We start from the raw sequence: 21,435 nt of genomic DNA, 5'->3' as shown, positions 1-21,435 counted from the left end.
CTCCCTGGTCCCGGCCGGGATCGCCGCCCTCGCCTTACTCACGATCCTGCCCGCGGTCCCCGCCACCGCCGCACCGGCCCAGGACCCCGCCGCCCCGGCCGCGTTCCGCGTCACCACCCCCGCCGAGCGCAGGACAGCCGCCCGCCTCGACGCGATGCGGGACGACCCGGCCCGGCTCAAGGCCTTCTTCGCGGCGCTGCCCAAGGGCGGCGACCTCCACAACCACCTCTCGGGCGCGGTCACCACCGAGTACCTGATCCAGCTCGCGGGCGAGAACGGCCTGTGCATCGACGCCACCGACACCGCGGTGCGCCCGCCCTGCGGACCGGGCACCCGGCCGGCCGCCGACGCCCGCACGGACGCGGAGTTCCGGCAGCGGATCGTCCGCGCCTGGTCCATGCAGGACTTTCCCGCCGACCAGTCGGGCCACGACCACTTCTTCGACACCTTCGGCAAGTTCGGCGAGGCGACGCGCGACCGCGGCAAGATGCTCGCCAACGTCGCCAACACCGTCGTGGAGCAGAACCAGTTCTATCTTGAGACCCTGGTCACCCCCGCGTCGGACGCCGCGAAGAAGCTCGCCGACGCCGTGGGCTACGACGCCGACCTCGCCGCGCTCCACCGGAAGCTGGTCGCCGGCGGAAAGCTCGACGGGGTCGTCGACGAGGCCGTACGGGAGGCGGACGCCGCCGACGCCCAGTTCCGGGAGACGGCGCACTGCGACACCGGCCGCCCCGACCCCGGCTGCCGCCTGCCCGTCCGGTGGATCTCCCAGGTCTCCCGCGGCAGTTCGAACGAGCGCGTGTTCACGCAGATGGCCGTCGGTATGCGCCTCGCGGAGCGCGACCCGAGGTTCGTCGCCGTCAACCTCGTCCAGCCGGAGGACGGGGGGAGCGCCCTGCGCAACTACCGCCTCCAGATGCGGATGCTCCAGTACCTGCGCACCCAGTACCCGGACGCCCGGCTCACCCTGCACGCCGGTGAGCTGACCCCCGGCCTGGTCAAGCCCGAGGACCTGACGTTCCACATCCGCGAGGCCGTCCAGGTCGCCGGAGCCGAACGCATCGGCCACGGTGTCGACCTGGTCCACGAGGACGACTGGCAGCAGCTGGCCCGGACGATGGCCCGGCGCGGCGTCGCCGTCGAGGTGCCGTTCAGCAGCAACAAGCAGATCCTGGGCGTCGCGGGCGACGACCACCCGTTCAACGCCTACCGCCGCTTCGGCGTCCCGGTGGTCCTGGCCACCGACGACCCCGGCGTCTCGCGCATCGACATCAGCCACGAGTACCAGTACGCCCGCGCCACCTACGGCCTGAGCTACACCGAGCTGAAGGACCTGGCGCGTGCCTCGCTGGAGCACGCCTTCCTCGACGGCGACAGCTTCTGGGCCTCCGGCTCCGCGCGCACCGGCTACCGCCCGGTCCGCGCCTGCGCCGGTTCGCAGCCGGGCGTCTCCCCGCCCGCACCGGCCTGCGCCCGCCACCTCGCGGACCACGCGAAGGCGGCCACCCAGTGGCGCCAGGAGGCCGCGTTCGCCGGATTCGAACGCCGCCAGGCCGGAGCGCGCTGACCCCGAACCACCGCTGACCAACGGGGGCGGGACCCGAGCGGTCCCGCCCCCGGGCACCAGGACGCGCGGCCCGAGCGGCCCGCGGTTACGCTCGCCGCATGGGAGAGAGCGGAGAGCGCGAGACCGCCGAGCCGCCCCCGGACCGGGGAACGCCCGAGGCCGAGCACGCCCGGCTCGCCGCGATCGTCGACGCCTGGGCCGCCGCGATCGTCGCGAACGACGCGGCACGGATCGCCGACTTCATGGCCGACGAGTGGGTCATCGTCTCCGAGTCCGGCATCACGGAACGGGAGACGTTCCTCGACTACGTCCGGTCCGGCGACCTGACCCATTCGGCGATGGAAGCCGTCACCCCGCCGAGGGTCCGGATCCACGGGGACACCGCGACGGTCACCGCCCGGATCACCAACACCGCCCACTACGGCGGGCAGCGCTTCGACGCCGACGAATGGACCACGGACGTGTTCGTACGGCGCGACGGGCACTGGCGGTGCGTGCTGAGCCACATCACCCCCGCGGCCCCGCCCGCCGGTTCATGACCCGTTCGCCACGGAGCGGGAAGCGCCTCGGCTACCCGGCTGCCGCGGCCGTCTTCGCCATCGGTATGGCGGGCACCACGCTGCCCACCCCGCTCTACGGCCTCTACCGGGATCAGCTCGGCTTCTCCGAGCTGATGGTGACGGTCGTCTTCGCCGTCTACGCCCTCGGAGTGATCGCCACCCTGCTGCTCGCCGGGAACGTGTCCGACGAGGCGGGGCGGCGGCCGGTCCTCCTCGCCGCCCTGGGCTTCTCGGCGGCCAGCGCGCTCTGCTTCCTCTTCGAGGGCGGGCTCCCCGCCCTGTTCGCCGGCCGGCTCCTCTCCGGGTTCGCCGCCGGACTGCTCAGCGGCGCCGCGACGGTCACGGTGATGGAGCTGGCCCCGCCGGGGCGCGCCGCACGCGCCGGGCTGGCCGCGACCGCCGCGAACATGGGTGGCCTCGGGTGCGGGCCGCTCCTGTCGGGACTCCTCGCCGAGTACGCCCCCGGGCCCCTGCGGCTCCCCTTCGTCGCGCATCTGGCACTGATCGCCGTGGCCGCCGTGCTGACCTGGTTCCTCCCCGAGACGGTCGCCTCCGCCCGCGTGAGGGGACTGCGGCTGCGGCCCCAGGGGCCGGCCGTCCCGCCCACGATGCGCGGCGTGTTCACCACATCGGCGGTGGCCGCCTTCGCCGGGTTCTCCCTGCTCGGCCTCTTCACGGCGGTCGCCCCCGCGTTCGTCGCCGAGACGCTCGACGTGCACAACCTGGCCCTCACCGGGCTCGTCGTCTTCTCCGTCTTCCTCGCCTCGACGGCCGGGCAGGCGCTCATGGGGCGGGTCGGGCAGCGCCGCGCCCTGCCGGGTGGCTGCTTCGTCCTCGTCGCCGGACTCGTCCTGGTCGGCGCCTCGCTGCTGTTCACCTCGCTGCCCCTGCTGGTCGCCGGGGCTCTGTGCGGTGGCCTGGGCCAGGGGCTGGCCTTCCGGGGTGCGGTGGCGGCGATCAGCGCGGCGGCCCCGCCCGAGCACCGGGCCGCGACCGTGTCCGCGTTCTTCGTCATCGCCTACCTGGGCATCTCCCTGCCCGTCGTCGGCGTCGGCGCCCTCACCCTCGGCATCGGACTGCGGAACGCCGGACTGACCTTCTCCGGCTGTGTGCTCGTCCTCGCCCTGGGCGTCGGCCTGTACCTGGCCCGCAGGCCTCCCGAGCCCCGGTGACGCAACGCTGCCCGGGTGAACCAGGGCCTCGACGACGTACGCGAAAACCCTTGTCGTACCCGTCGATCACGGTGCGAGACTGGCCGGGTGGACACAGCGACGCGCTTGCGGCAGACGGTCATCTCCTGGGCCGCGGACGACAGCGGCACCCCGGCGCCCGACGAGGCCGGGGCCGCGCGCGAGCTGGCGGCCGGGCTGGGCCTGCGCACGGTGGTGCTCGTCGAGGGCGTCAGCGACCGTGCGGCGGTCGAGGCGCTCGCCGAACGCCAGGGCCGCCCCCTGACCGCCGAGGGCGTGGTGGTCGTGCCGCTCGGAGGTGCCACCAGCATCACCCGTTTCCTACGCCTCCTGGGTCCCGACGGGCTCGATGTCCGGCCCGCCGGTCTCTGCGACGCGGCGGAACAGCGCTTCTTCCTCCAGGGCCTGGAGCGCACCGGATTCGGCACCGGTCTGGCCCCCGACGACCTGGAGACGCTGGGCTTCTTCACCTGCCACGCCGACCTGGAGGACGAGCTGATCCGGGCGCTCGGCACCGACGGCGTCCAGCAGGTCATCGACGACCAGGGCGACCTGCGCACCTTCCGGCTCTTCCAGCGACAGCCCGCCCAGCGGGAGCGGCCGGTCGAGGCGCAGCTGCGGCGCTTCATGGGAACCATCGGCGGCCGCAAGGAGCACTACGCCCGCGCGCTGACCGAAGCCCTGGACCTCGGCCGCCTGCCCCGGCCGCTGGACGGACTCCTGGCCCACCTCTGACGACCGGGCGTCTCCTCAGCGAGCGGCGAGGCTCGACCGCCGCACCACCCACCCGGACCACGTACGTCCTGGCGCTCTCCATGGACCTGCTGACTCCACGGGCCCGTCACCACCGACTGGAAGACGGAGAAGGGCCGCTTCCACCTGACCGTCGGTCTGCCCGTGAACAACACCGCCGAGGTCTGGATCGCGGCCGCCCGCGCCGAGGACGTCACCCACCCCGGCGCCCGCTTCCTGCGCATGGACGACGGCTGCGCGGTCTTCGCCGTCGGCTCGGGGCAGTACCGCTTCACGGCCTGAGGCCGCAGGGACCAGGGGCGTACGCCCTACCGGAGGTCATGCACCGCCGGTACGGCGTACGCGCGCTCCCGGCGCGGGGCTCCTCAGCCGTGGTGGAGCTCCTCGGCCGCCTCGGCCGGCTCCCGCACCTGATCCGCGGTCAGGTGTCGCACCTGCCGGATCAGCGCCGCAGCGTCGGCCACCTCCGGCGAGGGGCCGTCGCCGCGCGCCGAAGGGCGCACGCCGGTCAACGAGGCCAGGACGTCGACCGGTACGCCGAGCACCGCGGCGAAGCCGCCGAGCAGCTCGGCGTCGAGCGCCTTCGCCCCGTCGCGCCCCATGCGCACCGTCGAAGCGGCCTTGCAGACCCCGGACATCAGGCACATCGTCTTGGCGACGGCCAACTCGTTCAGGTTGCGCAGAGCGAGCAGGTGCACCAGGAGCGAGCCGAACCCCGGCGGGCCGGGCGGCCGAGGGGGCCGCTGCAGCGTCCGGGCGGGACGTGGTCGCTCCGCCATCGCCCTGGCTCGTACACGCAGGCGCTGCCGGTCGTCGGGGACGAGGGGCAGCGTGTGCTGGACCAGCACCGGGACCCATAAACCCGCGGTGCCTTCCAGGTCCAGTGCCGCGGCAGCGGGAGCCCGGCGATGACCAGCAGGTCGATGCCGTCCAGGCCGACCCGCCCGGCGAGGTCCCGCAGGAACTCCTCGCTCGCGGGAAGCCCAGGGCGCAGTGCGATCCCTGCCGTCCGCACCAGGCGCGCCACGAGCACCTCGGGGGTCGGGTACGCCGCTGTCTCCATCGACGTCACCCTATCGAAGGGGGACGCGCGGGGAGCTCCGCGTCCGGAAGCTCGTCATCGCTCCCTGAGACGTCGGGGCTCCCCGCGTCGGCCCGTCAGCCCTCGCGCCTCGACCGCCAGAGCAGCCAGATGAAGTACGGGGCGCCGATCACGGCCGTGAGCAGTCCGACGGGGATCTGCGCCGGGGCGATGACCGTCCGGCCGACCGTGTCGGACACGACCACCAGCAGCGCGCCGAGCAGCGCGCTGACCGGGAGGACCCGCGCGTGGCGGCGGCCCACCAGGGCGCGTGCCGCGTGCGGGGCGACGAGCCCGACGAACCCGATCACACCGACCGCCGCCACGGCTCCCGCCGTCAGGAGGACGGCGAGACTGAGCAGGCCCAGCCGGGTGGCCCCGATCCGCACGCCGAGCAGGGCCGGCGTCTCGTTGTCCAGCCCGATCAGGTCCAGTTCACGGCGCATCACCGCCAGGACGGGCAGCGCGACGACCAGAGCCACCAGCACCGGGATCAGCTCGGGGAACGTCCGCCCGTACGTCGAACCACCCAGCCAGGCCAGTGCCTTCGTCTCGTTGTACGGGTCGGTGAGCACGATCAGCAGACTCACGACCGCGCCCGCACCCGCGTGCACACCCATGCCGATGAGCACGAGACGGTTCTGCTCCAGACCACGGCGTGAGGCCAGACCGAACACCAGCGCCGCGGCCGCCGCCGCACCGGCCAGCGCGGAGCCGCCGATCAGCCAGAAGCTCGCCAGCGGGACGACGGTGAGCACGCTGACCGCGCCCACCCCCGCCCCGCTGACGACGCCGAGGACGCCGGGCTCCGCGAGCGGGTTGCGCGACACCGCCTGGACGGCGGTTCCCGCGACCGCCAGCGCCGCACCGGCCAGCAGAGCGGCGGCGACCCGGGGGACCCGCGTGTCCAGGACGTAACTGACGAACTGCCCCGACCGGCCCGCGAGCCAGTTGCCGACATCGCCCAGCAGCAGCGTCGCGTCGCCGAAGAGCGTCGCCACCACCACCGTGCCGAGCAGACCGACCGTCGTCACCACCAGGGTGACGACGAACGCGCGCCGGCTGCGCAGCCGGGCGAACGCCGTCGAGCCGCTGTCCGTGCCCATGTCGCGCGACCGGTAGGCCAGGACGATCAGGACGAGCGCACCGAAGCAGGTCGTGACGATGCCGGTGGGCACCTCCGCCCCCGCCTGGGCGCCGAACACCGCGCGCAGCAGCACGTCCGCGCCGAGCACCACGAGCACGCCCGCGAGCGCCGACGCCGGGAGGAACGCCCGGTGCCGGACCAGCCCCGGGACCCAGGTGCTGAGCAGCCGGACCGCCGCGGGTGCGCACAGGCCGACGAAGCCGACCGGCCCCGCGACCGCCACCGACACCGCCGCCAGCAGCACCGCGAGGATCACGGCGATACTCCGCGTCAGCCGGGGGCTCACCCCCACGACCGCCGCACCGTCGTCGCCGAGGGCGAGGATGTCGAGCCGTCGGCCCATCAGCATGAGCCCGGCGAACGCCACGAGGGCGACCGGGGTGAGCCGGTCGATGGACTGCATGCCGATCTGGGCGAGGGAACCCTCGCCCCAGGCGAACAGCCCGGTGGTCTGCTGGGAGCGCAGGAGCAGCAGCGTCCCGCTCAGGCCGGACAGTGCCAGGGTGAGCGCGGATCCCGCCAGCACCAGCCGGATGGGTCCGGCCCCCGCCCGGGACAGGCCGAGCACGACGGCCGCCGCGAGGAGTCCGCCGAGGAACGCGGTGGCCCCGGCGGGCAGCGCGGGCAGGGTGATGCCGAACGCGGCGACGGTGACCACCGCGAAGTACGCGCCCGCGTTCACGGCGAGCGTGTCGGGGGACGCCAGCATGTTGCGCGACACCGACTGGAGGGCAGCGCCCGCCGCGCCGAGCGCGCACCCGACGAGGAGCCCCGCGGCGAGCCGGGGCAGCCGGGAGTCCAGGACCACGGCGGCCGTCTGCTCGTGCGCGGTCCGGTCGGACGACGAGCCTGTCGCGAGCTGCCAGAGCGTGTGCAGATCGACGGCGGCGGTTCCCTGGCTCACGTGCGTCAGCGCGAGGGCGCCCAGGGCGAGGAGCCCCGCGAGCCCGAGGAGGAACATCCGGCCGCGACGGGCCGGTGGGCCGGCCGCCGCCGGGGACACGGCCCCGGCCGGACCGGCCGCGCCCGCCTCCGTCTTCACGGGGGCGGGCGGGGCGGTTGTGGTGCGGGTGCTCATCGTCAGGCGGTCAGCGCGCCGACGAGGGCGTCGACGTACTCGCGCATCGACGCGGTGCCGCCGAACATCCAGATGCCGTCGGGCAGCCGGTGGACCTCGTCGTTCTTCACGAACGGGAGGGACTTCCACACCGCGTTGTCCTTGAGGCCGTCGGCGAACGGGTCGCCGCCGTCGGAGTCGTTGGCGATGTAGGCGAACTGCGCGTCGCCGATCTTCGTGAGGCCCTCGACATCGGTCGCGGCCAGACCGTAGGCCTTGTCGCCCTTCAGCTTCCACGGGTCGATGAGACCGAGTTCGGTGTTCACGTCGGAGAGCAGCGAGCCCTTGACGTACGGGCGGACCGAGACCTGGTTGCCCTCCTGCCAGCCGTCGGCGAAGGCGACCTTCTCGCCGTCGAGCCCGGCGTCCGCCAGCTTCTTCTTGCCGTCCGCGATCGCCTTGTGGAAGGAGTCGATCTCGGACTTGGCCTTGTCCTCGGTGCCGGTGGCCTGGGCGATGAGGTTGACGGTGTCGACCATCTGGTCGATCTGACGGCTCGCGTCGGCCGAGCGGACCACGGCGACCGGAGCGGCCTTCGACAGCTGCGCGATGGCCGAGTCGGACAGGTCGGTGGTGGCGACGATGAGGTCCGGCTTCAGGCCGGCCACGGTGGCGACGCTGGGCTCGCCCCGGGTGCCTATGTCCTTGACGCCCTTGGTGAGCGGGGCCGCCGTGTCGTAGGCGGTGTAACCCTTCACGTCGGCGACGCCGACCGGCTGCACGCCGAGGGTCACCAGGGTCTCGACGACGTTCCACTCGGTGCCGACGACCCGCTTGGCCGGGCCGTCGAGCGTGATCTTCTTGCCGCGGGAGTCGGTGACCGTCACGGCGGTGTCCCCGGCGGACTCCTTCTTCGGTGCCTCGGTGGTGCCGCACGCCGTCAGGGCGAGCGCGGCCGCGGCGGCGAGGACGGGCCACGTCAGGTGCTGGTTCTTCATGAGGGTGTTCAGGGCCTTTCGGTACGAAGGTGGTGGCGGCCGACCGCGCGGGTGCGCGGGATGCCGGTGGGGGAGTCGAGTTCGACGTCGATACGGATGCCGTACGCGTCGGTGAGCCGCTCGGGGGCGTACACCTCGGCGGGCGTTCCCGCGGCGACGATCCGCCCGGACGAGAGGAGGACGACCTGGTCGGCCACGGAGGCGGCCTGGTCCAGGTCGTGGAGCACGACCCCGACGGTGACGCCGTGGGTGTCGGCGAGTTCACGGACGAGGTCGAGGATCTCCACCTGGTAGCGCAGGTCGAGAAAGGTGGTGGGCTCGTCGAGCAGGAGCACGTCGGTGTCCTGGGCCAGGCAGCAGGCGAACCAGACGCGCTGCAACTGCCCGCCGGAGAGGCTCTCCACCCCGCGGTCGGCGAACTCGGTGAGGTCCGTGACGGTCAGCGCGTGCTCGACCATCCGGGCGCCGTCCGGGTCCGCTCCCCGGATCCGGCCCCGGTAGGGGTGCCGGCCGAATCCGACCACGTCGCGCACGCTGAGCCCGGCCGGTGCGTTGCGGCTCTGGGCGAGCAGGGTGACGCGGCGGGCGAAGTCGGAGCGCGACAGGGCGAGGGCGTCGACGGGCGCGCCGTCCCCGGCCTCGGCCGCCACGGTCACGCTGCCGGTGCGGGCCTTGTGCAGCCGGGCCACGGCCCGCAACAGGGTGGACTTCCCACTGCCGTTCGGCCCGATGAGCGCGGTGACACGACCGCGCGGCAGCCGGAGGTCGGCGCCGTGGACGACGTCGGTGCGGTCGTACGCGATGGTCATGTCGCGGGCGTCGAGGCCCGCGTCGTCGGCGGGCGGCGTGGTGGCACCGGCAGCGGGCGCTGAGCGCCGTGGCGGTGGGTCTTCTCGGTCGAGGGCAGGAGCGATCACGAGCGTGAGGTTAGCCTAACCTAAATTGCCTTGGTCAAGGGGGATTCGGAATCGTGTCCTCCGTGTGATCCGCGGGCGGCTCGCGCATCGGTCGGCGGTCGCCGACGAGCGTGCGCGGCCGGGGGGTGTTGCGTCGCTCCGAAGCCCCGGATGGCGGTACTTTCCGGCCGAAGCGGCGATTTGGCGCACCAGGTCGCTTCGGCGTATTCGCAGGTCAGACGGTTGTTTCGGATTGAACCGCCGAAGTCTGTCCATATGCTGGACGATTCACGCGGGGCCTCTGAGCTGCCCGAATGACCATTCGGTCGGTTCGAACGTCCGTCTGCGGCTGGAAGCTGGCCGTCGATGTGCGCCTACTTTCCGCATGCGTAAGACTCCTGACCGCAATCAGGCACCCGAAGAAGGAGTTTTCACCCATGCGACGCAACCCTCACGCCATCTTCGCAACCATCACGGCGAGCACCCTTCTGCTGGGTGGTTTCGCGACCGCCACCGCGCAGGCCGCACCGGCGAAGGCGGAGAGTCTCTACGCGCCCTCGGCGCTCGTCCTCACCGTGGCCCGCGGCGAGGACCCGATGACCGCCACCGTCGAGCGGGCCGTGACGCTCGCCTGCGCCCCCACCGCCGAGGGAACCCACCCCGACCCCGCCGCGGCCTGCAAGGAACTGGCCGCGGTGCAGGGCAAGTTCGCCGAGCTCGCCGCCGGCCCGTCGAACCGGACCTGTACCCGTCAGTGGGACCCGGTCGTGGTGACCGCCCACGGCGTCTGGCAGGGCAAGCCGGTCCAGTTCAGCACCACGTACGGCAACGCCTGCGAGATGGCGGGCAGCATGAACGACAACGCCGTCTTCGCCTTCTGATCCACCGGGGTCTGCCGACGCCGGGCTGACGGGAGCACCACACCGTCCCGCCCTCCGCGTCCGGCCTCCCGCCCCGCCGGCGTGCCCCGCACACGCCCCCGTCCACGACGACCGGGAGCCTGCGGTCGCCCCAGCCGTCTCCGCCGCGGCCGGCTGCGATCCGCCCCGGTCGGTTGGTCACGAACTCCTCGGCCCGCTCACCGCCCGGATGACTTCTCCTGCGTCACCCGGGTCCCCGGATGGCGCAGCGAGATCAGGAACGCGATACCGAGCGCGATGGCCATCCCGTAGAAGACCCACTGGTTCGCCTCGGCGAAGTCCATCCGGATCGCCGCCATCGAATCCCGTACGGTCTCGGCCACCGGCCCCGAACCGGACGGCCCCCGGGAGTCCCCCTGGCCGGTCACCGACTGGGCGATGGATTCGGCGATACCGTGCGACTCACCGCTCGGCACTCCCTTGTCGCGCAGCGTCTCGTCCACCTTGCTGATCGTCGTATGGGTCAGCAGGGTGCCGTAGACGGCCAGCCCGATGCTCGCCGCGAAGTTCCGCACGGTCTGGGTGATGCCGGTGACCTCGCCGTAACTGGCGTCGATCGCCCGGTTCACCGCGTCCGTCGAGGCCGGTGCCAGCAGCAGGCCGATGCCCGCGCCCGCCATGGCCGCGTACAGCCACTGGTCGTGCATGGAGAGCGTCGTCAACTTGCCCGCCCACAGGGCGAACCCGACCGCGCCGAGCGCCGTCCCGAGCTTCATCGCGGGACGGGCGCCCCGCTTGTCGAGGATCCGGCCGCCCCACTGGGACGCCAGCCCGAAGCCGATGAAGAAGTACAGGAGATACAGCGCGGCCTGGTTCGGCGACGCGCTGAGCGAGACCTGCGCGTACACGGAGGCGAAGAAGAACACCGGGACGAACGCCATCATGGCGAAGAACAGCACGGCGTTGTCGACGCTGAACGCCAGGTCGCGGAAGACCCGCAGTTTGATCAGCGGGAAGCGGGCGCGCAACTCGAACCGGCAGAAGACCGCCAGCACCACCAGACCGCCCGCGATACAGGCCCAGGTGGCGACGGAGTCCCAGCCCCAGGTGGACGACTGCTGCAGCCCCAGCACCGTCAGCCCCATACCGACGGCGACCAGCGCCGCCCCGGGCAGGTCAAGCGGTTCGCGGCGGGACCGCTCCGGGATGCGGGCCAGCAGCGCCAGGACGACCGCCACGACGGCCACGGGGACGTTGACCCAGAAGATCGCCCGCCAGGTCCACGCCGTGAGCCAGCCGCCGAGCAGCGGCCCGACCGCGGTGAGCGCCCCGGAGATTCCGAAGAAGAGCGCCAGTGCCCGCCCGCGCCGCTCCACCGGGAACACGGCGATGACGACGGCGAGCGCGGCGGGGAACATCAGGGCCGCGCCGATGCCCTGGACGGCCCGGAAGCCGATCAGCCAGGCCTGCGCGACATCGCCGGAGGGCACAGCACCGCACAGTGCGGAGGCGATGACGAAGGTCAGCGTGCCGATGAGCATCACGCGGCGGTGCCCGAAGATGTCGGACAACCGCCCGCCCAGAGCGAAGAAGGCGGCCAGCGTGAGCAGATAGGCGTTGACCACCCACTGCATCTGCGAGGAGGTGAGCCCGAGTTCGTCGATGATGTCCGGGGCGGCGATCGCGACGATGGTCTGGTCGATGAACGTCATCGACACCGCGAACAGCATGGCGGCGAGCGCGAGGCCCTGGTTCGGCGGGCCGCCCCGTCGGCCCGCTGTTCCCGGCTCCGATGACCTCGGACCGGGGGCACCCTTCTCCGGGATGTCTCTGCCCATGCGTCCATGGTCCCCGGGCGGCCGCCGTGCTGCATCCCGAGCCGCGGATGCGGCCCCCACCGCAGGTCGGGGCCGTCGCGCGCTACTTGCCGGTCGCGACTCCGGAGTACGGCAGCAGGGCCATCTCGCGGGCGTTCTTGATGGCCGCGGCCATCTGGCGCTGCTGCTGGGCGCTGATCCGGGTGACGCGGCGGCTGCGGATCTTCCCCCGGTCGGAGATGAACCGCCGCAGCAGGTCGGTGTCCTTGTAGTCGATGTACGTGATCCCGGCGGCGTCCAGGGGGTTCGGCCGGTTCTTGAGCGGCTTGCGGGGGTCCTGTTGACGTGCCATGAGTCTTCCTCGTGCTCGGTGGGCTGGGTGTGCGGTCGGTGGATATGGGCTGAGGGATGCGGAGTTACGGGCGTGGGCCCGCCGGCCGGTCTCAGTGCACCGGGTCGAGGAGCGCGTCGAACGCGGCGGGCAGGCTCTTCCACGCATCCCGGCCCGACCCGTACTCCTCGTCGGTCAGGAGGCAGGAGTCCAGCAGACCGGTCAGCCCCTCGCGGTCGAGGCCGGGGGAGACGAAGACCAGGTGCTGGCAGCAGTCGCCGTGCTCGGGATGCCAGTCCAGCGCGGCGGCCGCCTGCCGGTAGGGCGGCACCATGGACCAGGCCGCGTCCGGGAGTGAGGCGAGCCAGGGCCCGGTGTTCTCCACACAGAGCGCGCCGCCCGCCGCGTCCCAGGAGAGCAGGGTGTCGGGCCGGTCCGCGAGCCAGAACCGGCCCCGGCTGCGGGCCGCGGCGCAACTCAGGTCCTCCAGTGCGTCGAGCAGGCGCTCGGGGTGGAAGGGCCGGTGCCGCCGCCAGACGAGCGTGCCCACCCCGGCCTCATCCGCCTCCTGCGGCAGCAGTGCGCAGGCTGGGTGCTGGCCCGCTGCCGCCGCCTCCACGTCGAACCCGGCGAACGCCAGCCGGGACAACTCCTTTGATTGCGCAGGTGCCTGACGTGCCGTCGGGTTCAACTGCCGGATCAGGGCGCGGTCCTCGTCGTCGGCCGCCGGGTTCGGCGCCACGGCCAGGACGGGGGCGTACTCCACCTGCCGGGCCCAGGTGTCGCCGATGGTCCGCCGGTCGGCCGGTGCCGCCGCGAGACCGGCCTCGGCCAGATCGTCGCCGTTGGAGAGACAGGGCAGGACGAGCGTGGGGTCGATCGCCGTGAACACGTTGGTGACCTCGGCGACTTCGGTGTGCGCGGCGATCACCTCGGCCATGGACTTCGGCTCGACGGAGTCCCAGAGCTCCAGGACGGCGAGCCGGGTCACCCCGTCGCCCGCGAGCCGTTCGAGTTCCGGGACGAGGTCCTCGCGCAGCGCGCAGCAGGCGCACTCGTTCACCAGCGGCGCCTCGCCGGAGGCCAGCTCGCCGCCGGAATCCCGCAGGGAGCGCCGGACCGTTCCCCCGGTGGCCGTGGACAGGTCGTGGTGCAGCGCGACGCTGTGCGGTACGTCCCGCAGCAGCCCCTCCACGACGTCGCCGCGCGCCTCGGAGTGCAGGCCGCAGACGATGACGACGGGCAGTTTCGCGCGGCGCCCGCTCACCGGGCCTCACCGCGTCCGTAGCGGCGCTCGAAGCGCTCGACGCGTCCGGCGGTGTCCAGCACGCGGGCGGTGCCGGTGTAGAAGGGGTGGCTCGCGGAGGAGATCTCCACGTCGACCACCGGGTAGGTGTTGCCGTCCTCCCAGGTGACGGTGCGATCGCTGGTCATGGTCGAGCGGGTCAGGAACGCGAAGTCGGCGGCCTTGTCGCGGAAGACGACGGGGCCGTAGGCGGGGTGGATTCCGGGCTTCATGACGGTGTCCTCGGGTGGGGCTTCAGGGGTTGTGCGGGATATGCGGTGTGCCGGGCGGGCGGGCCTCAGCGGTCCTCGCGGAAGTCGACATGGCGGCGGGCCACCGGGTCGTACTTGCGCAGCACCATCCGGTCGGGGTCGTTCCGCCGGTTCTTACGGGTGACGTAGGTGTAGCCGGTCCCCGCGGTGGAGCGGAGCTTGATGACCGGGCGTACTTCGTTGCGAGCCATGGGCGCTACTATATGGCAATGGTTTCCATTTTCAATAATGGATACGTCGAAGGAGAGGCAGGTAACTTTCATGTCCGCCCACTGCCAACTGACCGGCTCGAAGCCGGGATTCGGCAACAAGATCTCCCACTCGCACCACCGGACGTCCCGGCGGTTCGACCCGAATGTCCAGCGCAAGCGGTACTGGCTGCCCGGTGAGGGGCGCTTTGTGCGCCTCACGCTGAGCGCCCGGGCGATCAAGACCGTCGACAGCATCGGCATCGAAGCCGCGGTCGCGCGCATCCGCGCGCGGGGGGAGAAGGTCTGATGGCGAAGAAGAGCAAGATCGCTCGGAACGACAGCCGCCGGGCGACCGTCGAGCGTTACGCGGCCCGCAGGGCCGAGTTGAAGGAGATCATTCGCCGGCCCGGCACCCCGGAGCGGGAGCGTCTCGCCGCCGTGGAGGAACTGCGGCGGCAGCCGCGTGACGCCAGTGCCACCCGGGTCCGTAACCGGGACAGCGTCGACGGCAGGCCGAGGGGGTATCTGCGCAAGTTCGGCCTCTCCCGGGTCCGGACGCGTGAGCAGGCCCACGCGGGATTCCTGCCCGGAGTGACCAAGTCCTCCTGGTGATACCGGGCTGAACGGACCAGGTGGGGAGGCGGTGGTTCGGCGAGGTCCGCCGTGCCACCGCCCCGGGGCTCCGGTCTCGGCGGGGCGCGGCAGCTTCCGCCATGCCACCCCGCCCCGGTGTCGGTCTCAGCGGCCGACCGGGTCCGCGTGTGCCCCGTCCCCGGGTGTCACGAGGGCGAGGTGGCCCCCGTCGTCCAGAGGTGTCGGGACGGTCAGGGTCGACAGCAGGGCCGCCTTGTCCGCGTCGAAGACGTGGACCTCGCCATGGCCTCCCCGGCTGACCGCGACCAGGTCACCGCCGGGGGAGGCGGCGACCGCCCGCCGCTGCACGCCGTCCCAGGGGGTCCCGCCGCGCCGGGGTGCACCGGACATGGCGGGCAGAGGCAGTCGCGCGCCGACCTCCGGGCGGCACCCGGAGGCCGGGGGAGCGCTGAGGAGGATCAACTCGTCACCGTCCGGGTGGACGCGGGTGAACGCGATGTGGCGGGCGGTCACCGCGAGCCGGAAGACCAGCCCGGGCCCCAGATCGAGCCGCCCCGTCTCGCCGGTGTCCAGGTGATGCCACCAGGCGTCGTTCGACCAGTCCGGCCACTGCCCGGGGTCGCCCGGCCCGCCGCGCACGCACGACCAGAGCAGCCGCCGTACGGGATCGAGCCGCAGGTAGTAGCCGCGCCCGCCGGAACGCCCGTCGGCCGACCAGGGCAGGGGGGCCTCGGGGGTCAGGTCGTCCCCCTCCCGTCGTGCGCGATGCACGCCCGACCCGGCCGCGGCGAACAGCCGCCCGGTGGGCGGGTCGTGGGCGTCGCCGTGTCCGTCGTCGTCCGGCAGGCCGATGTGCCGTAGCGGGACCGCCGGCGGGCAGGAGGGGGCCGACCGCATCAGCTCGCGGTGCCGGTGGACCAGCAGTTCACCCGGTTCCCGGTGGCGTACGACCACGAGGGGGGACGCCCCGCCGAGGACCGTGACCCCCGGCTCGCCGGTCCGCCCCCGTACGCGTACGGCGACGGCGCCCTCCGGTGCGTCGAGGTCGACGGCCGTCAGCAGGCCGGTCCACGCCTCCTCGTTGCGGCCGAGACCGGTGGTCACCGCGAGCCGTCGCCCCTCCGAGTCCGCCGCCAGATGCTCAGCGGGGACCGCGACCGGTATCCGCCGCCGGACCAGAGGCCGCCCGGCGTCAGGGCCGTACGGATCGAGGACCAGCAACTCGCCCGCCCGGTCGTCGACACAGGCGACGAGCCCGTCGGGCAGCGCGAGGAAACCCGCGTGCTCGGCCAGGTGCCGGTGGTTCACCTCCGCCCGCTCCGTGCCGTCGGGGAGGTCGAGCAGGCTGATCCGCCCCGCGACGTGGTCGGAGACCAGCAGGCGCGGCGGTGCGTCGGGAGCGGGGGGCGAGGTGTGGGGCATGGCTAACTCCTGGGACAAGCAGGGCCGGTGAGGGTGGCGGGGTTGCTGGGGCGTTCCGGAGGCCGGTGGATCCCGGCGGAAACCCCGCTCACTTTATTGGAAATGATAATCATGTGTAAGGTTTCGGCTTGTGGCGGGGATCGCTCCCGGGGCTCCGCCGCCCGCTCTGCCGCATCCCCGGGACCGCACAGGAACGTTGAGGGACCCGCCGATGCCACGAACCGCGCTGAGAGTCCGCCGCTGGGCCGCGATCGCCGTACTGGGAGGCCTGCTGGCCGGCTGCGGCACCGAGAACGCCGACACCGGGGAACCGGCCGCGGCGGCCGGTGCCGGAGCCCGTACGAGTGCGGAGGTGCGGCCCATCGAGGCCGCCACCCGGATCACCGACGCCAAGGGCGTCACGGTCTCCCTGCCGAAGCCGCCGGAGAAGATCGTCTGCCTGGTCGCCCTCTGCGACGACATCCTCGTCGAGCTGGGCATGACCCCGACCGCCACCAACTCCCAGGTGCTGGCGCACCCGGAGTTCCTCGGCAAGGAGAAGGCGGCGAAGACACCGGTCGTGCCCGGCGGCTTCCTCAGCCCCGAGGTCGAGGCGATCCTCGCCCACAAGCCCGACCTGGTCATCGGTCTGGAGGACACGCACGGCAAGCTCGCCCCCGCGCTGAAGGGCGCCACGACCTTCTGGCCGCTCCAGCCCGGATCCTGGCAGGACAGCGTTGGCTACCTGCGCGACCTCGCCGCACTCACCGGCCGCACCGCCCAGGGAGAGAAGGCGGAGAAGACCTTCCGCACCCGCCTGGCGGAGGCGGAGCAGCAGAAGAGCGACAAGACCGCGCTGATCATCTACGGCAGCGACGAGAACTTCGGCGTGGCCACACCGGAGACCGATGTGGCGGCCGGACTGTTCCCGAAGATCTCCCACTACCCCTGGAAGAGCCGGGGCGTCGACGGCAGTTACAGCCTGGAGGAGATCCTCGCCCGGGACGTCGACGTCCTGTTCGTGGAGACCCTGTCCTTCGGCGCGCCCGACGGGAAGCTCTCCGACAAGCTGGCGAAGAACCCGCTCTGGTCCCGCATCCCGGCCGTGAAGAACGGCAAGGTCATCGAGGTCGACTCCGAGGTATGGGCCAAGGGGCGCGGTACCCGGTCCCTCGGCCTCGTCCTCGACGAGGCGACGGCCGCACTGCGGTGAGGCGTCCGCCTCTGGCGCTGCTCTGCCTGGGCGCGGCGGCCGTGGCGAGCGCGGTCTGCGCGCTCAGCCTCGGCACGCCGTACGTCCCGCCCGCCCGGCTCCCGGCCACGCTGGGGTCGGACGGGCTCGCGGGGCTCGTCGTCACCGAACTGCGGCTGCCCCGCATGGTGCTGGCGCTGATCGCGGGCGCCTGCCTGGGCGCCGCGGGCCTCGTGCTCCAGGAGGCCCTGCGCAACCCGCTGGCCGTGCCCGAGATGCTGGGGGTCTCCTCCGGGGCGGCCCTCGGTGTCGCCGCACCGCTGGTCCTGTCCCTGGCCGTCCCGCTCGGGCTGCAGCCGTTCCTCGGCCTGGCCGGAGCGGCGCTCGGCGGTCTGCTCACCCTGGTCGCCGCCGGATTCGGGCGGAGCCCCTCGGCGGTCCTGCTGACCGGGGCCGCCGTCGCCGCCGCGCTCCAGGCCGCCCTGCTGGTGCTCATGGTGATGGCCGATCAGCTCGACCTCCAGCTCATCTACCGCTATCTGCTGGGCAGTCTGTCCGCCCGCACGTGGGACGACGTCACCGGTCTGCTGCCCTGGCTCGCCGTGGCCGTCCCGGCGCTGGTGCTGTGCGTGCCGGTGCTCGGTGTGCTGCGGCTCGGCGACGACGACGCCCGCGCGCTGGGCGTACGGGTGGAGAGGGCGCGGGTGGCCGCCCTGGGCATCGCCGTCGTCCTCATCGCCCCCGTCGTCGCGGTCTGCGGACCGGTGGCCTGGGTCGGGTTCCTCGCCCCGCACCTCGCCCGCCGCCTCCGCCCGGACGGCGGCGCGGCCGGGTGGCTGGTCCGGTCCGCCGTGTGCGGCGCGATCGTCGTGCTCTGCGCCGACCAGCCGGCCCGGCTCGCGCTCGCCCCGGTCGAGACACCCGTCGGCGCCTGGACCGCCCTGGTCGGCGTGCCGGTCGGGGTCCTCCTGCTGAAACGAGGGAGACGGCCCACCCGGGACCGGGGGCCTGTGCCCCTGCCCGCCCCGGTGACGTCGCGGGACATCCCCGCTCCCGTACTGCGGAAGGCGGAACGATGACCTTCCTCGACATCGCGCCCGGCCCGGCCCGCCGGGCCCTGCGCGCGCCGGGTGTCCGGATCGGCGGGCTGGCGCTGTTCGTCGCCGTGGTCGCCTGTGCCGGGCTCTTCGCCGGCCGGGGCGTCACCCCCGAGGGCGTGCGGGCCGTGCTGCTCGGGGCCGGCGACGACCCCACCGCCGAGCACATCGTGTTCCAACTCCGCTTGCCTCGGATGCTGGTGGCCCTGGTCGCCGGGGCCTGCCTCGGGGTGGCCGGACTCGTCCTCCAGTCCGCCCTGCGCAACCCGCTGGCCGGACCCGAGGTCACCGGCGTCACGCCCGGCGCTGTGCTCGGAGCGGTGACCGCGACCGGCCTCGGCCTCGCGGGCTGGGAGTCCCCCACGGCCGTGGTCGTCGCGGCCTGTATCGGCGGCTTCGCCGGGGCGGGACTGCTGTGGCTCCTCGCCGGGCGGGACCGCGGCGACCCGGAGCAGACCGCCGTCTACGGGGTCCTCGTGTCGGCGGTGCTCGCCGGACTCACCGCGGTCGTCCTCCTGGTGGCCCCCGGCGAACTCGGCAGCGTTGTGCAGTGGTTGATCGGCTCCACCGAGGGCCGGGTCTGGCAGCACTGGAATCTGCTCTGGCCGTGGGCCGCCTTCTGGGGTGCGGCGGCCTGGCTGCTTGCCGGGCCGCTGACCCTGCTGCGCTGCGGCGACGAACAGGCCGCCGCCGCGGGTCTGGCCACCGGCCGGGGCCGGGGAGCGGCACTCGTGTGCGCGGTGGCGCTGACGGCCGGCGCGGTCTCGGCCGTGGGCGCCCTCGGGTTCGTCGGGCTCCTGGTGCCCCATCTGGCGCTGGCCGTCTTCGGCGCCGATCTGCGCGTCACGCTTCCGGGCGCCGCGCTGCTCGGTGCCGCGGTGGTGTGCGGGGCGGATGCCGCGGCCCAGCTGCTGTCCCGGCTGCTGGCCACGGTGCTCGACGCGGACCGGCTGACCCTCCCGGTCGGCGCCCTGACGACCTGCGTGGGGGCGGGGCTGCTGATGGTAGTGGCACGGCGACGGGCGGACGAGAGATGAGGGGGAGAGCGGAGAGAGCAAGGGAGGGAACAGTGGAGAAGAGCGCGATGACGAGCGCGACATCGAAGGCCCCGGACGTCGTCCGGGCGGAGGGGCTGGCCTTCGGCTACCCCGGACGCCCGGTGCTGCGCGGGGTGGACCTGAGCATCCGGGCCGGTGAACTGGTCGCCCTGATCGGGCTGAACGGATGCGGCAAGAGCACCTTCCTCAAGCTCGCCGCCGGACTGCTCACCCCGAGCGGCGGGCGCGTCCTGCTCGACGGCGAGGACGTGGTGCGACTGTCCCGCCGCACCGCCGCCCGGCGGGTGGCACTGCTCCACCAGTCGGCGCCATCCGTACCGGGGCTGACCGTACGTCAACTGGTCCGGCAGGGACGCTATGCCGCCCGGGGGCCATGGGGAATGCTGCGGGAGGGCGACGACGAGGTGACATCCCGGGCGCTCGCGGACGTCGGTGTCACGGCCTGGGCCGACCGGCCCGTGGACGCGCTGTCCGGAGGCGAGCGCCAACGTGTCCGGCTGGCCATGGCGCTGGCCCAGGACGCCCGCGTGCTGTTCCTCGACGAGCCGACCACCTACCTCGATCTGCGGCACCAGCTGGAGGTGCTCCAGACGGTCGTACGGCTGCGCGCGGAACGCCGGCTGACGGTGGTGATGGTGCTGCACGACCTCAACCACGCCGCCCGGTTCGCCAATCGAATCGTCGCGCTCCGTGAAGGGCGCATCGCCGCCGACGGGCCCCCGGCCGAGGTGGTCACCCGGCATCTGCTGGCCGAAGTCCTCGGCGTGGACGGTCGGGTGGGGGTCGACGAGGAGGGCGGCTGGCCCGTCTGTTACCCAGATCACCCTCTCGACCCGCTCCAGCTATTGCGGAATGAAAATCATATTCATTAGTGTCTGTGCTGCGGCACGCACCAACGCCGCGGCCACACCCATCCGATCTGAATGGAGGCTTCAACTCATGGAGCAGAACAAGGTGTTCAGCCCGATCGCCGACCAGGGCCAGCTCGCCCACCTCTCCGCCACCCACTCGAACGCCCTCGTCGAGAACCCCTTCGACGACGCCGTCGAGGCCGACACCGCGGCCGAGAAGTAAGCGACTCCTGCCGCTGAAGGCAGGTCTCCCGCGTGGCGCGGGGGCGGGCCCGCCCGGTGACAACCCGGGCGGGCCCGCCCCGTTGAGCCCCAAAGATCCCGTCCCCGTCTTCCCCACCTTTCCGACCCGGAGGATTCCGTGACCCGCAGTCGACTCGCTCCCGGCACCGGGATCGTCACCGTTCCCGGCGCCGCCCCCGTGCTCCGGACCTCCGGAGGGGAGTTCCTGCGCATCGACACCGGCGGCGTCACGGGGGAGGCCCTGGTGCGGCGACTGACGGGCGAGGAGACATCGGACGGGCGGGCGCCGGGCGAGGACCCGCACGCCGCCGAACTCGCCCGGCTCGTCGAGGCGTTCGAGGCCGGCGGGTACGCGGTATTCGTTCCGCCCCGGGCTCCGCTCGCCGGCCGCACCGTTCACCTCCTCGGTGACCCGGTGCTCACCGGTCCTGTGGCACGCTGCGCCGCGGCCGAAGGGGCCGAGGTCCACCGGGGCACCCCCGGGACCGCACCGAAGGGCGCGTCGCCGTGGTCTGGTGCCTGGACTCGCCTGTGCCCGAAGGGCTCTGGGACGCGGCGGATCGGCTGCCGGGTCGAGGTATCGCCTGGCTGCGCTGCCACCGCGAGGGCTCCCACAGCTGGATCGAGCCTCTTGCCGCGACCCCGGGAGATGTCACCTCCCGGCATGTCCGTCTCCGCAGACTCGCTGCCACCCCCGCCCATCGCGAGCTCGCCGCGTACTGGGCCGGGCACCGCACCCCCGACACCGGACCCCACCCCACCGAAGCATCCGCAGCGCTGATCGCCGCGCTGCTCACCGCCGACCTGATCGCCTGGGCCGATGCCGATGCCGATGCCGATGCCGATGCCGATGCCCCGAGCGGGGGCGCCGTGGGTCGGCAGTCGGTCGGCCTCCCGGCCCGCCGGCGGCTGCGCCGGATCGATCTGCGCGATCTCACCTTCACCGAGCACCCCGTGCTCCCCGTCCCGGACGTCGCGCCGCTGCCCGCGC

General features: G+C 73.1%; 23 protein-coding genes and 2 pseudogenes. 14 read left to right on the top strand and 11 right to left on the bottom strand.

The window, feature by feature from the left end:
• The 5 genes and pseudogenes from D3105_RS20245 to D3105_RS20225 form a co-directional block, all read left to right on the top strand.
• Window positions 1–1,570: adenosine deaminase family protein (locus D3105_RS20245; protein WP_240646967.1), on the top strand; the 1,570-nt coding region annotated here is incomplete at its 5' end.
• Between the two features lie 98 nt (window positions 1,571–1,668).
• Entirely contained in the window at window positions 1,669–2,109 is a 441-nt protein-coding gene (locus D3105_RS20240) for a nuclear transport factor 2 family protein (protein WP_118904520.1), read from the top strand.
• Window positions 2,106–3,302: an MFS transporter gene (locus tag D3105_RS20235; RefSeq protein WP_118904519.1), complete on the top strand. Its 1,197-nt coding sequence runs from the start codon at window positions 2,106–2,108 to the stop codon at window positions 3,300–3,302. Before D3105_RS20240 ends, D3105_RS20235 begins: the two co-directional genes overlap by 4 nt.
• 87 nt (window positions 3,303–3,389) lie before the next feature.
• Window positions 3,390–4,055 (top strand): ATP-dependent endonuclease, encoded by a 666-nt coding sequence (locus D3105_RS20230; protein WP_118904518.1) that lies wholly within the window; start codon window positions 3,390–3,392, stop codon window positions 4,053–4,055.
• Between the two features lie 108 nt (window positions 4,056–4,163).
• Window positions 4,164–4,355 (top strand): annotated as a pseudogene (locus D3105_RS20225) (alpha-L-rhamnosidase C-terminal domain-containing protein); the annotation flags it as partial.
• 83 nt (window positions 4,356–4,438) lie between these two features.
• Here D3105_RS20225 and D3105_RS20220 read toward each other — a convergent pair.
• The 5 genes from D3105_RS20220 to D3105_RS20205 form a co-directional block, all read right to left on the bottom strand.
• Window positions 4,439–4,771, bottom strand: coding sequence for a hypothetical protein (locus D3105_RS20220; protein WP_123947585.1), 333 nt, complete (start codon window positions 4,769–4,771; stop codon window positions 4,439–4,441).
• Window positions 4,744–5,136 carry a hypothetical protein gene (locus D3105_RS34340; RefSeq protein WP_123947584.1) on the bottom strand — a complete coding sequence of 131 codons (393 nt, stop codon included), beginning with the start codon at window positions 5,134–5,136 and terminating at the stop codon, window positions 4,744–4,746. Before D3105_RS34340 ends, D3105_RS20220 begins: the two co-directional genes overlap by 28 nt.
• A gap of 95 nt (window positions 5,137–5,231) precedes the next feature.
• Window positions 5,232–7,379, bottom strand: coding sequence for an iron ABC transporter permease (locus tag D3105_RS20215; RefSeq protein ID WP_118904516.1), 2,148 nt, complete (start codon window positions 7,377–7,379; stop codon window positions 5,232–5,234).
• 2 nt (window positions 7,380–7,381) lie between these two features.
• Window positions 7,382–8,356, bottom strand: a complete 975-nt coding sequence (locus D3105_RS20210) for an iron-siderophore ABC transporter substrate-binding protein (RefSeq protein ID WP_118904515.1) — start codon at window positions 8,354–8,356, stop codon at window positions 7,382–7,384.
• A gap of 8 nt (window positions 8,357–8,364) precedes the next feature.
• Window positions 8,365–9,165, bottom strand: a complete 801-nt coding sequence (locus tag D3105_RS20205; RefSeq protein WP_118904514.1) for an ABC transporter ATP-binding protein — start codon at window positions 9,163–9,165, stop codon at window positions 8,365–8,367.
• Between the two features lie 524 nt (window positions 9,166–9,689).
• On the opposite strand from D3105_RS20205, the gene D3105_RS20200 reads away from it, so the two are divergent.
• Entirely contained in the window at window positions 9,690–10,133 is a 444-nt protein-coding gene (locus D3105_RS20200) for a subtilase-type protease inhibitor (RefSeq protein ID WP_030717302.1), read from the top strand.
• A gap of 197 nt (window positions 10,134–10,330) precedes the next feature.
• On the opposite strand, the gene D3105_RS20195 is transcribed toward D3105_RS20200, so the two are convergent.
• The 5 genes from D3105_RS20195 to rpmG form a co-directional block, all read right to left on the bottom strand.
• Complete coding sequence (locus D3105_RS20195; RefSeq protein WP_118904513.1) at window positions 10,331–11,950, bottom strand: MFS transporter; 1,620 nt, start codon at window positions 11,948–11,950, stop codon at window positions 10,331–10,333.
• A gap of 82 nt (window positions 11,951–12,032) precedes the next feature.
• Complete coding sequence (gene rpsR / locus D3105_RS20190) at window positions 12,033–12,281, bottom strand: 30S ribosomal protein S18 (RefSeq protein ID WP_118904512.1); 249 nt, start codon at window positions 12,279–12,281, stop codon at window positions 12,033–12,035.
• Window positions 12,282–12,372: 91 nt separating this feature from the next.
• Entirely contained in the window at window positions 12,373–13,527 is a 1,155-nt protein-coding gene (locus D3105_RS20185; protein WP_118904511.1) for a CobW family GTP-binding protein, read from the bottom strand.
• Window positions 13,524–13,778, bottom strand: coding sequence for a type B 50S ribosomal protein L31 (locus tag D3105_RS20180; RefSeq protein ID WP_030584208.1), 255 nt, complete (start codon window positions 13,776–13,778; stop codon window positions 13,524–13,526). The genes D3105_RS20185 and D3105_RS20180 overlap by 4 nt, the downstream gene beginning before the upstream one ends.
• A gap of 65 nt (window positions 13,779–13,843) precedes the next feature.
• The gene (gene rpmG, locus D3105_RS20175) at window positions 13,844–14,008 is read right to left on the bottom strand and encodes a 50S ribosomal protein L33 (protein WP_006129270.1); all 165 of its coding nucleotides are present in this window, start codon (window positions 14,006–14,008) and stop codon (window positions 13,844–13,846) included.
• A gap of 70 nt (window positions 14,009–14,078) precedes the next feature.
• Here rpmG and rpmB point away from each other — a divergent pair, with 70 nt between their 5' ends.
• The gene (gene rpmB, locus D3105_RS20170) at window positions 14,079–14,315 is read left to right on the top strand and encodes a 50S ribosomal protein L28 (RefSeq protein ID WP_010059063.1); all 237 of its coding nucleotides are present in this window, start codon (window positions 14,079–14,081) and stop codon (window positions 14,313–14,315) included.
• Window positions 14,315–14,620, top strand: coding sequence for a 30S ribosomal protein S14 (gene rpsN, locus D3105_RS20165; protein ID WP_118904510.1), 306 nt, complete (start codon window positions 14,315–14,317; stop codon window positions 14,618–14,620). The genes rpmB and rpsN overlap by 1 nt, the downstream gene beginning before the upstream one ends.
• Window positions 14,621–14,746: 126 nt before the next feature.
• On the opposite strand, the gene D3105_RS20160 is transcribed toward rpsN, so the two are convergent.
• Window positions 14,747–16,024: a hypothetical protein gene (locus D3105_RS20160; protein WP_118904509.1), complete on the bottom strand. Its 1,278-nt coding sequence runs from the start codon at window positions 16,022–16,024 to the stop codon at window positions 14,747–14,749.
• 211 nt (window positions 16,025–16,235) lie between these two features.
• Here D3105_RS20160 and D3105_RS20155 point away from each other — a divergent pair, with 211 nt between their 5' ends.
• The 6 genes and pseudogenes from D3105_RS20155 to D3105_RS20135 form a co-directional block, all read left to right on the top strand.
• Window positions 16,236–17,216 carry an ABC transporter substrate-binding protein gene (locus D3105_RS20155; protein WP_118904508.1) on the top strand — a complete coding sequence of 327 codons (981 nt, stop codon included), beginning with the start codon at window positions 16,236–16,238 and terminating at the stop codon, window positions 17,214–17,216.
• Window positions 17,213–18,274, top strand: a complete 1,062-nt coding sequence (locus D3105_RS20150; RefSeq protein ID WP_118904507.1) for a FecCD family ABC transporter permease — start codon at window positions 17,213–17,215, stop codon at window positions 18,272–18,274. The genes D3105_RS20155 and D3105_RS20150 overlap by 4 nt, the downstream gene beginning before the upstream one ends.
• A complete protein-coding gene (locus D3105_RS20145; RefSeq protein WP_118904506.1) occupies window positions 18,271–19,329 on the top strand; it encodes a FecCD family ABC transporter permease in 1,059 nt (352 codons plus the stop codon). Before D3105_RS20150 ends, D3105_RS20145 begins: the two co-directional genes overlap by 4 nt.
• A gap of 47 nt (window positions 19,330–19,376) precedes the next feature.
• A complete protein-coding gene (locus D3105_RS20140) occupies window positions 19,377–20,222 on the top strand; it encodes an ABC transporter ATP-binding protein (protein WP_118904521.1) in 846 nt (281 codons plus the stop codon).
• Window positions 20,223–20,289: 67 nt separating this feature from the next.
• On the top strand, window positions 20,290–20,424 hold the full coding sequence (gene amiA, locus D3105_RS35430) for a streptamidine family RiPP (protein WP_006129278.1): 135 nt from the start codon (window positions 20,290–20,292) through the stop codon (window positions 20,422–20,424).
• 138 nt (window positions 20,425–20,562) lie between these two features.
• Window positions 20,563–21,435, top strand: a pseudogene (locus D3105_RS20135) (hypothetical protein); the annotation flags it as partial.

Source organism: Streptomyces globisporus (assembly GCF_003501885.1).
Classification (GTDB): Bacteria; Actinomycetota; Actinomycetes; order Streptomycetales; family Streptomycetaceae; genus Streptomyces; species Streptomyces globisporus_D.
The sequence above is the reverse complement of the archived record's forward strand: the minus strand, read 5'-3'. Positions and strand labels throughout refer to the sequence as shown.

What these genes read in the sequence shown, in the direction of transcription:
- D3105_RS20240 (WP_118904520.1), top strand. Translation starts at nt 1,669, where the DNA reads ATGGGAGAGAGCGGAGAGCGCGAGACCGCCGAGCCGCCCCCGGACCGG.
- D3105_RS20235 (WP_118904519.1), top strand. Translation starts at nt 2,106, where the DNA reads ATGACCCGTTCGCCACGGAGCGGGAAGCGCCTCGGCTACCCGGCTGCC.
- D3105_RS34340 (WP_123947584.1), bottom strand. Translation starts at nt 5,136, where the DNA reads ATGGAGACAGCGGCGTACCCGACCCCCGAGGTGCTCGTGGCGCGCCTG.
- D3105_RS20215 (WP_118904516.1), bottom strand. Translation starts at nt 7,379, where the DNA reads ATGAGCACCCGCACCACAACCGCCCCGCCCGCCCCCGTGAAGACGGAG.
- D3105_RS20210 (WP_118904515.1), bottom strand. Translation starts at nt 8,356, where the DNA reads ATGAAGAACCAGCACCTGACGTGGCCCGTCCTCGCCGCCGCGGCCGCG.
- D3105_RS20205 (WP_118904514.1), bottom strand. Translation starts at nt 9,165, where the DNA reads ATGACCATCGCGTACGACCGCACCGACGTCGTCCACGGCGCCGACCTC.
- D3105_RS20200 (WP_030717302.1), top strand. Translation starts at nt 9,690, where the DNA reads ATGCGACGCAACCCTCACGCCATCTTCGCAACCATCACGGCGAGCACC.
- D3105_RS20195 (WP_118904513.1), bottom strand. Translation starts at nt 11,950, where the DNA reads ATGGGCAGAGACATCCCGGAGAAGGGTGCCCCCGGTCCGAGGTCATCG.
- rpsR (WP_118904512.1), bottom strand. Translation starts at nt 12,281, where the DNA reads ATGGCACGTCAACAGGACCCCCGCAAGCCGCTCAAGAACCGGCCGAAC.
- D3105_RS20180 (WP_030584208.1), bottom strand. Translation starts at nt 13,778, where the DNA reads ATGAAGCCCGGAATCCACCCCGCCTACGGCCCCGTCGTCTTCCGCGAC.
- rpmG (WP_006129270.1), bottom strand. Translation starts at nt 14,008, where the DNA reads ATGGCTCGCAACGAAGTACGCCCGGTCATCAAGCTCCGCTCCACCGCG.
- rpmB (WP_010059063.1), top strand. Translation starts at nt 14,079, where the DNA reads ATGTCCGCCCACTGCCAACTGACCGGCTCGAAGCCGGGATTCGGCAAC.
- rpsN (WP_118904510.1), top strand. Translation starts at nt 14,315, where the DNA reads ATGGCGAAGAAGAGCAAGATCGCTCGGAACGACAGCCGCCGGGCGACC.
- D3105_RS20160 (WP_118904509.1), bottom strand. Translation starts at nt 16,024, where the DNA reads ATGCCCCACACCTCGCCCCCCGCTCCCGACGCACCGCCGCGCCTGCTG.
- D3105_RS20155 (WP_118904508.1), top strand. Translation starts at nt 16,236, where the DNA reads ATGCCACGAACCGCGCTGAGAGTCCGCCGCTGGGCCGCGATCGCCGTA.
- D3105_RS20145 (WP_118904506.1), top strand. Translation starts at nt 18,271, where the DNA reads ATGACCTTCCTCGACATCGCGCCCGGCCCGGCCCGCCGGGCCCTGCGC.
- D3105_RS20140 (WP_118904521.1), top strand. Translation starts at nt 19,377, where the DNA reads ATGACGAGCGCGACATCGAAGGCCCCGGACGTCGTCCGGGCGGAGGGG.
- amiA (WP_006129278.1), top strand. Translation starts at nt 20,290, where the DNA reads ATGGAGCAGAACAAGGTGTTCAGCCCGATCGCCGACCAGGGCCAGCTC.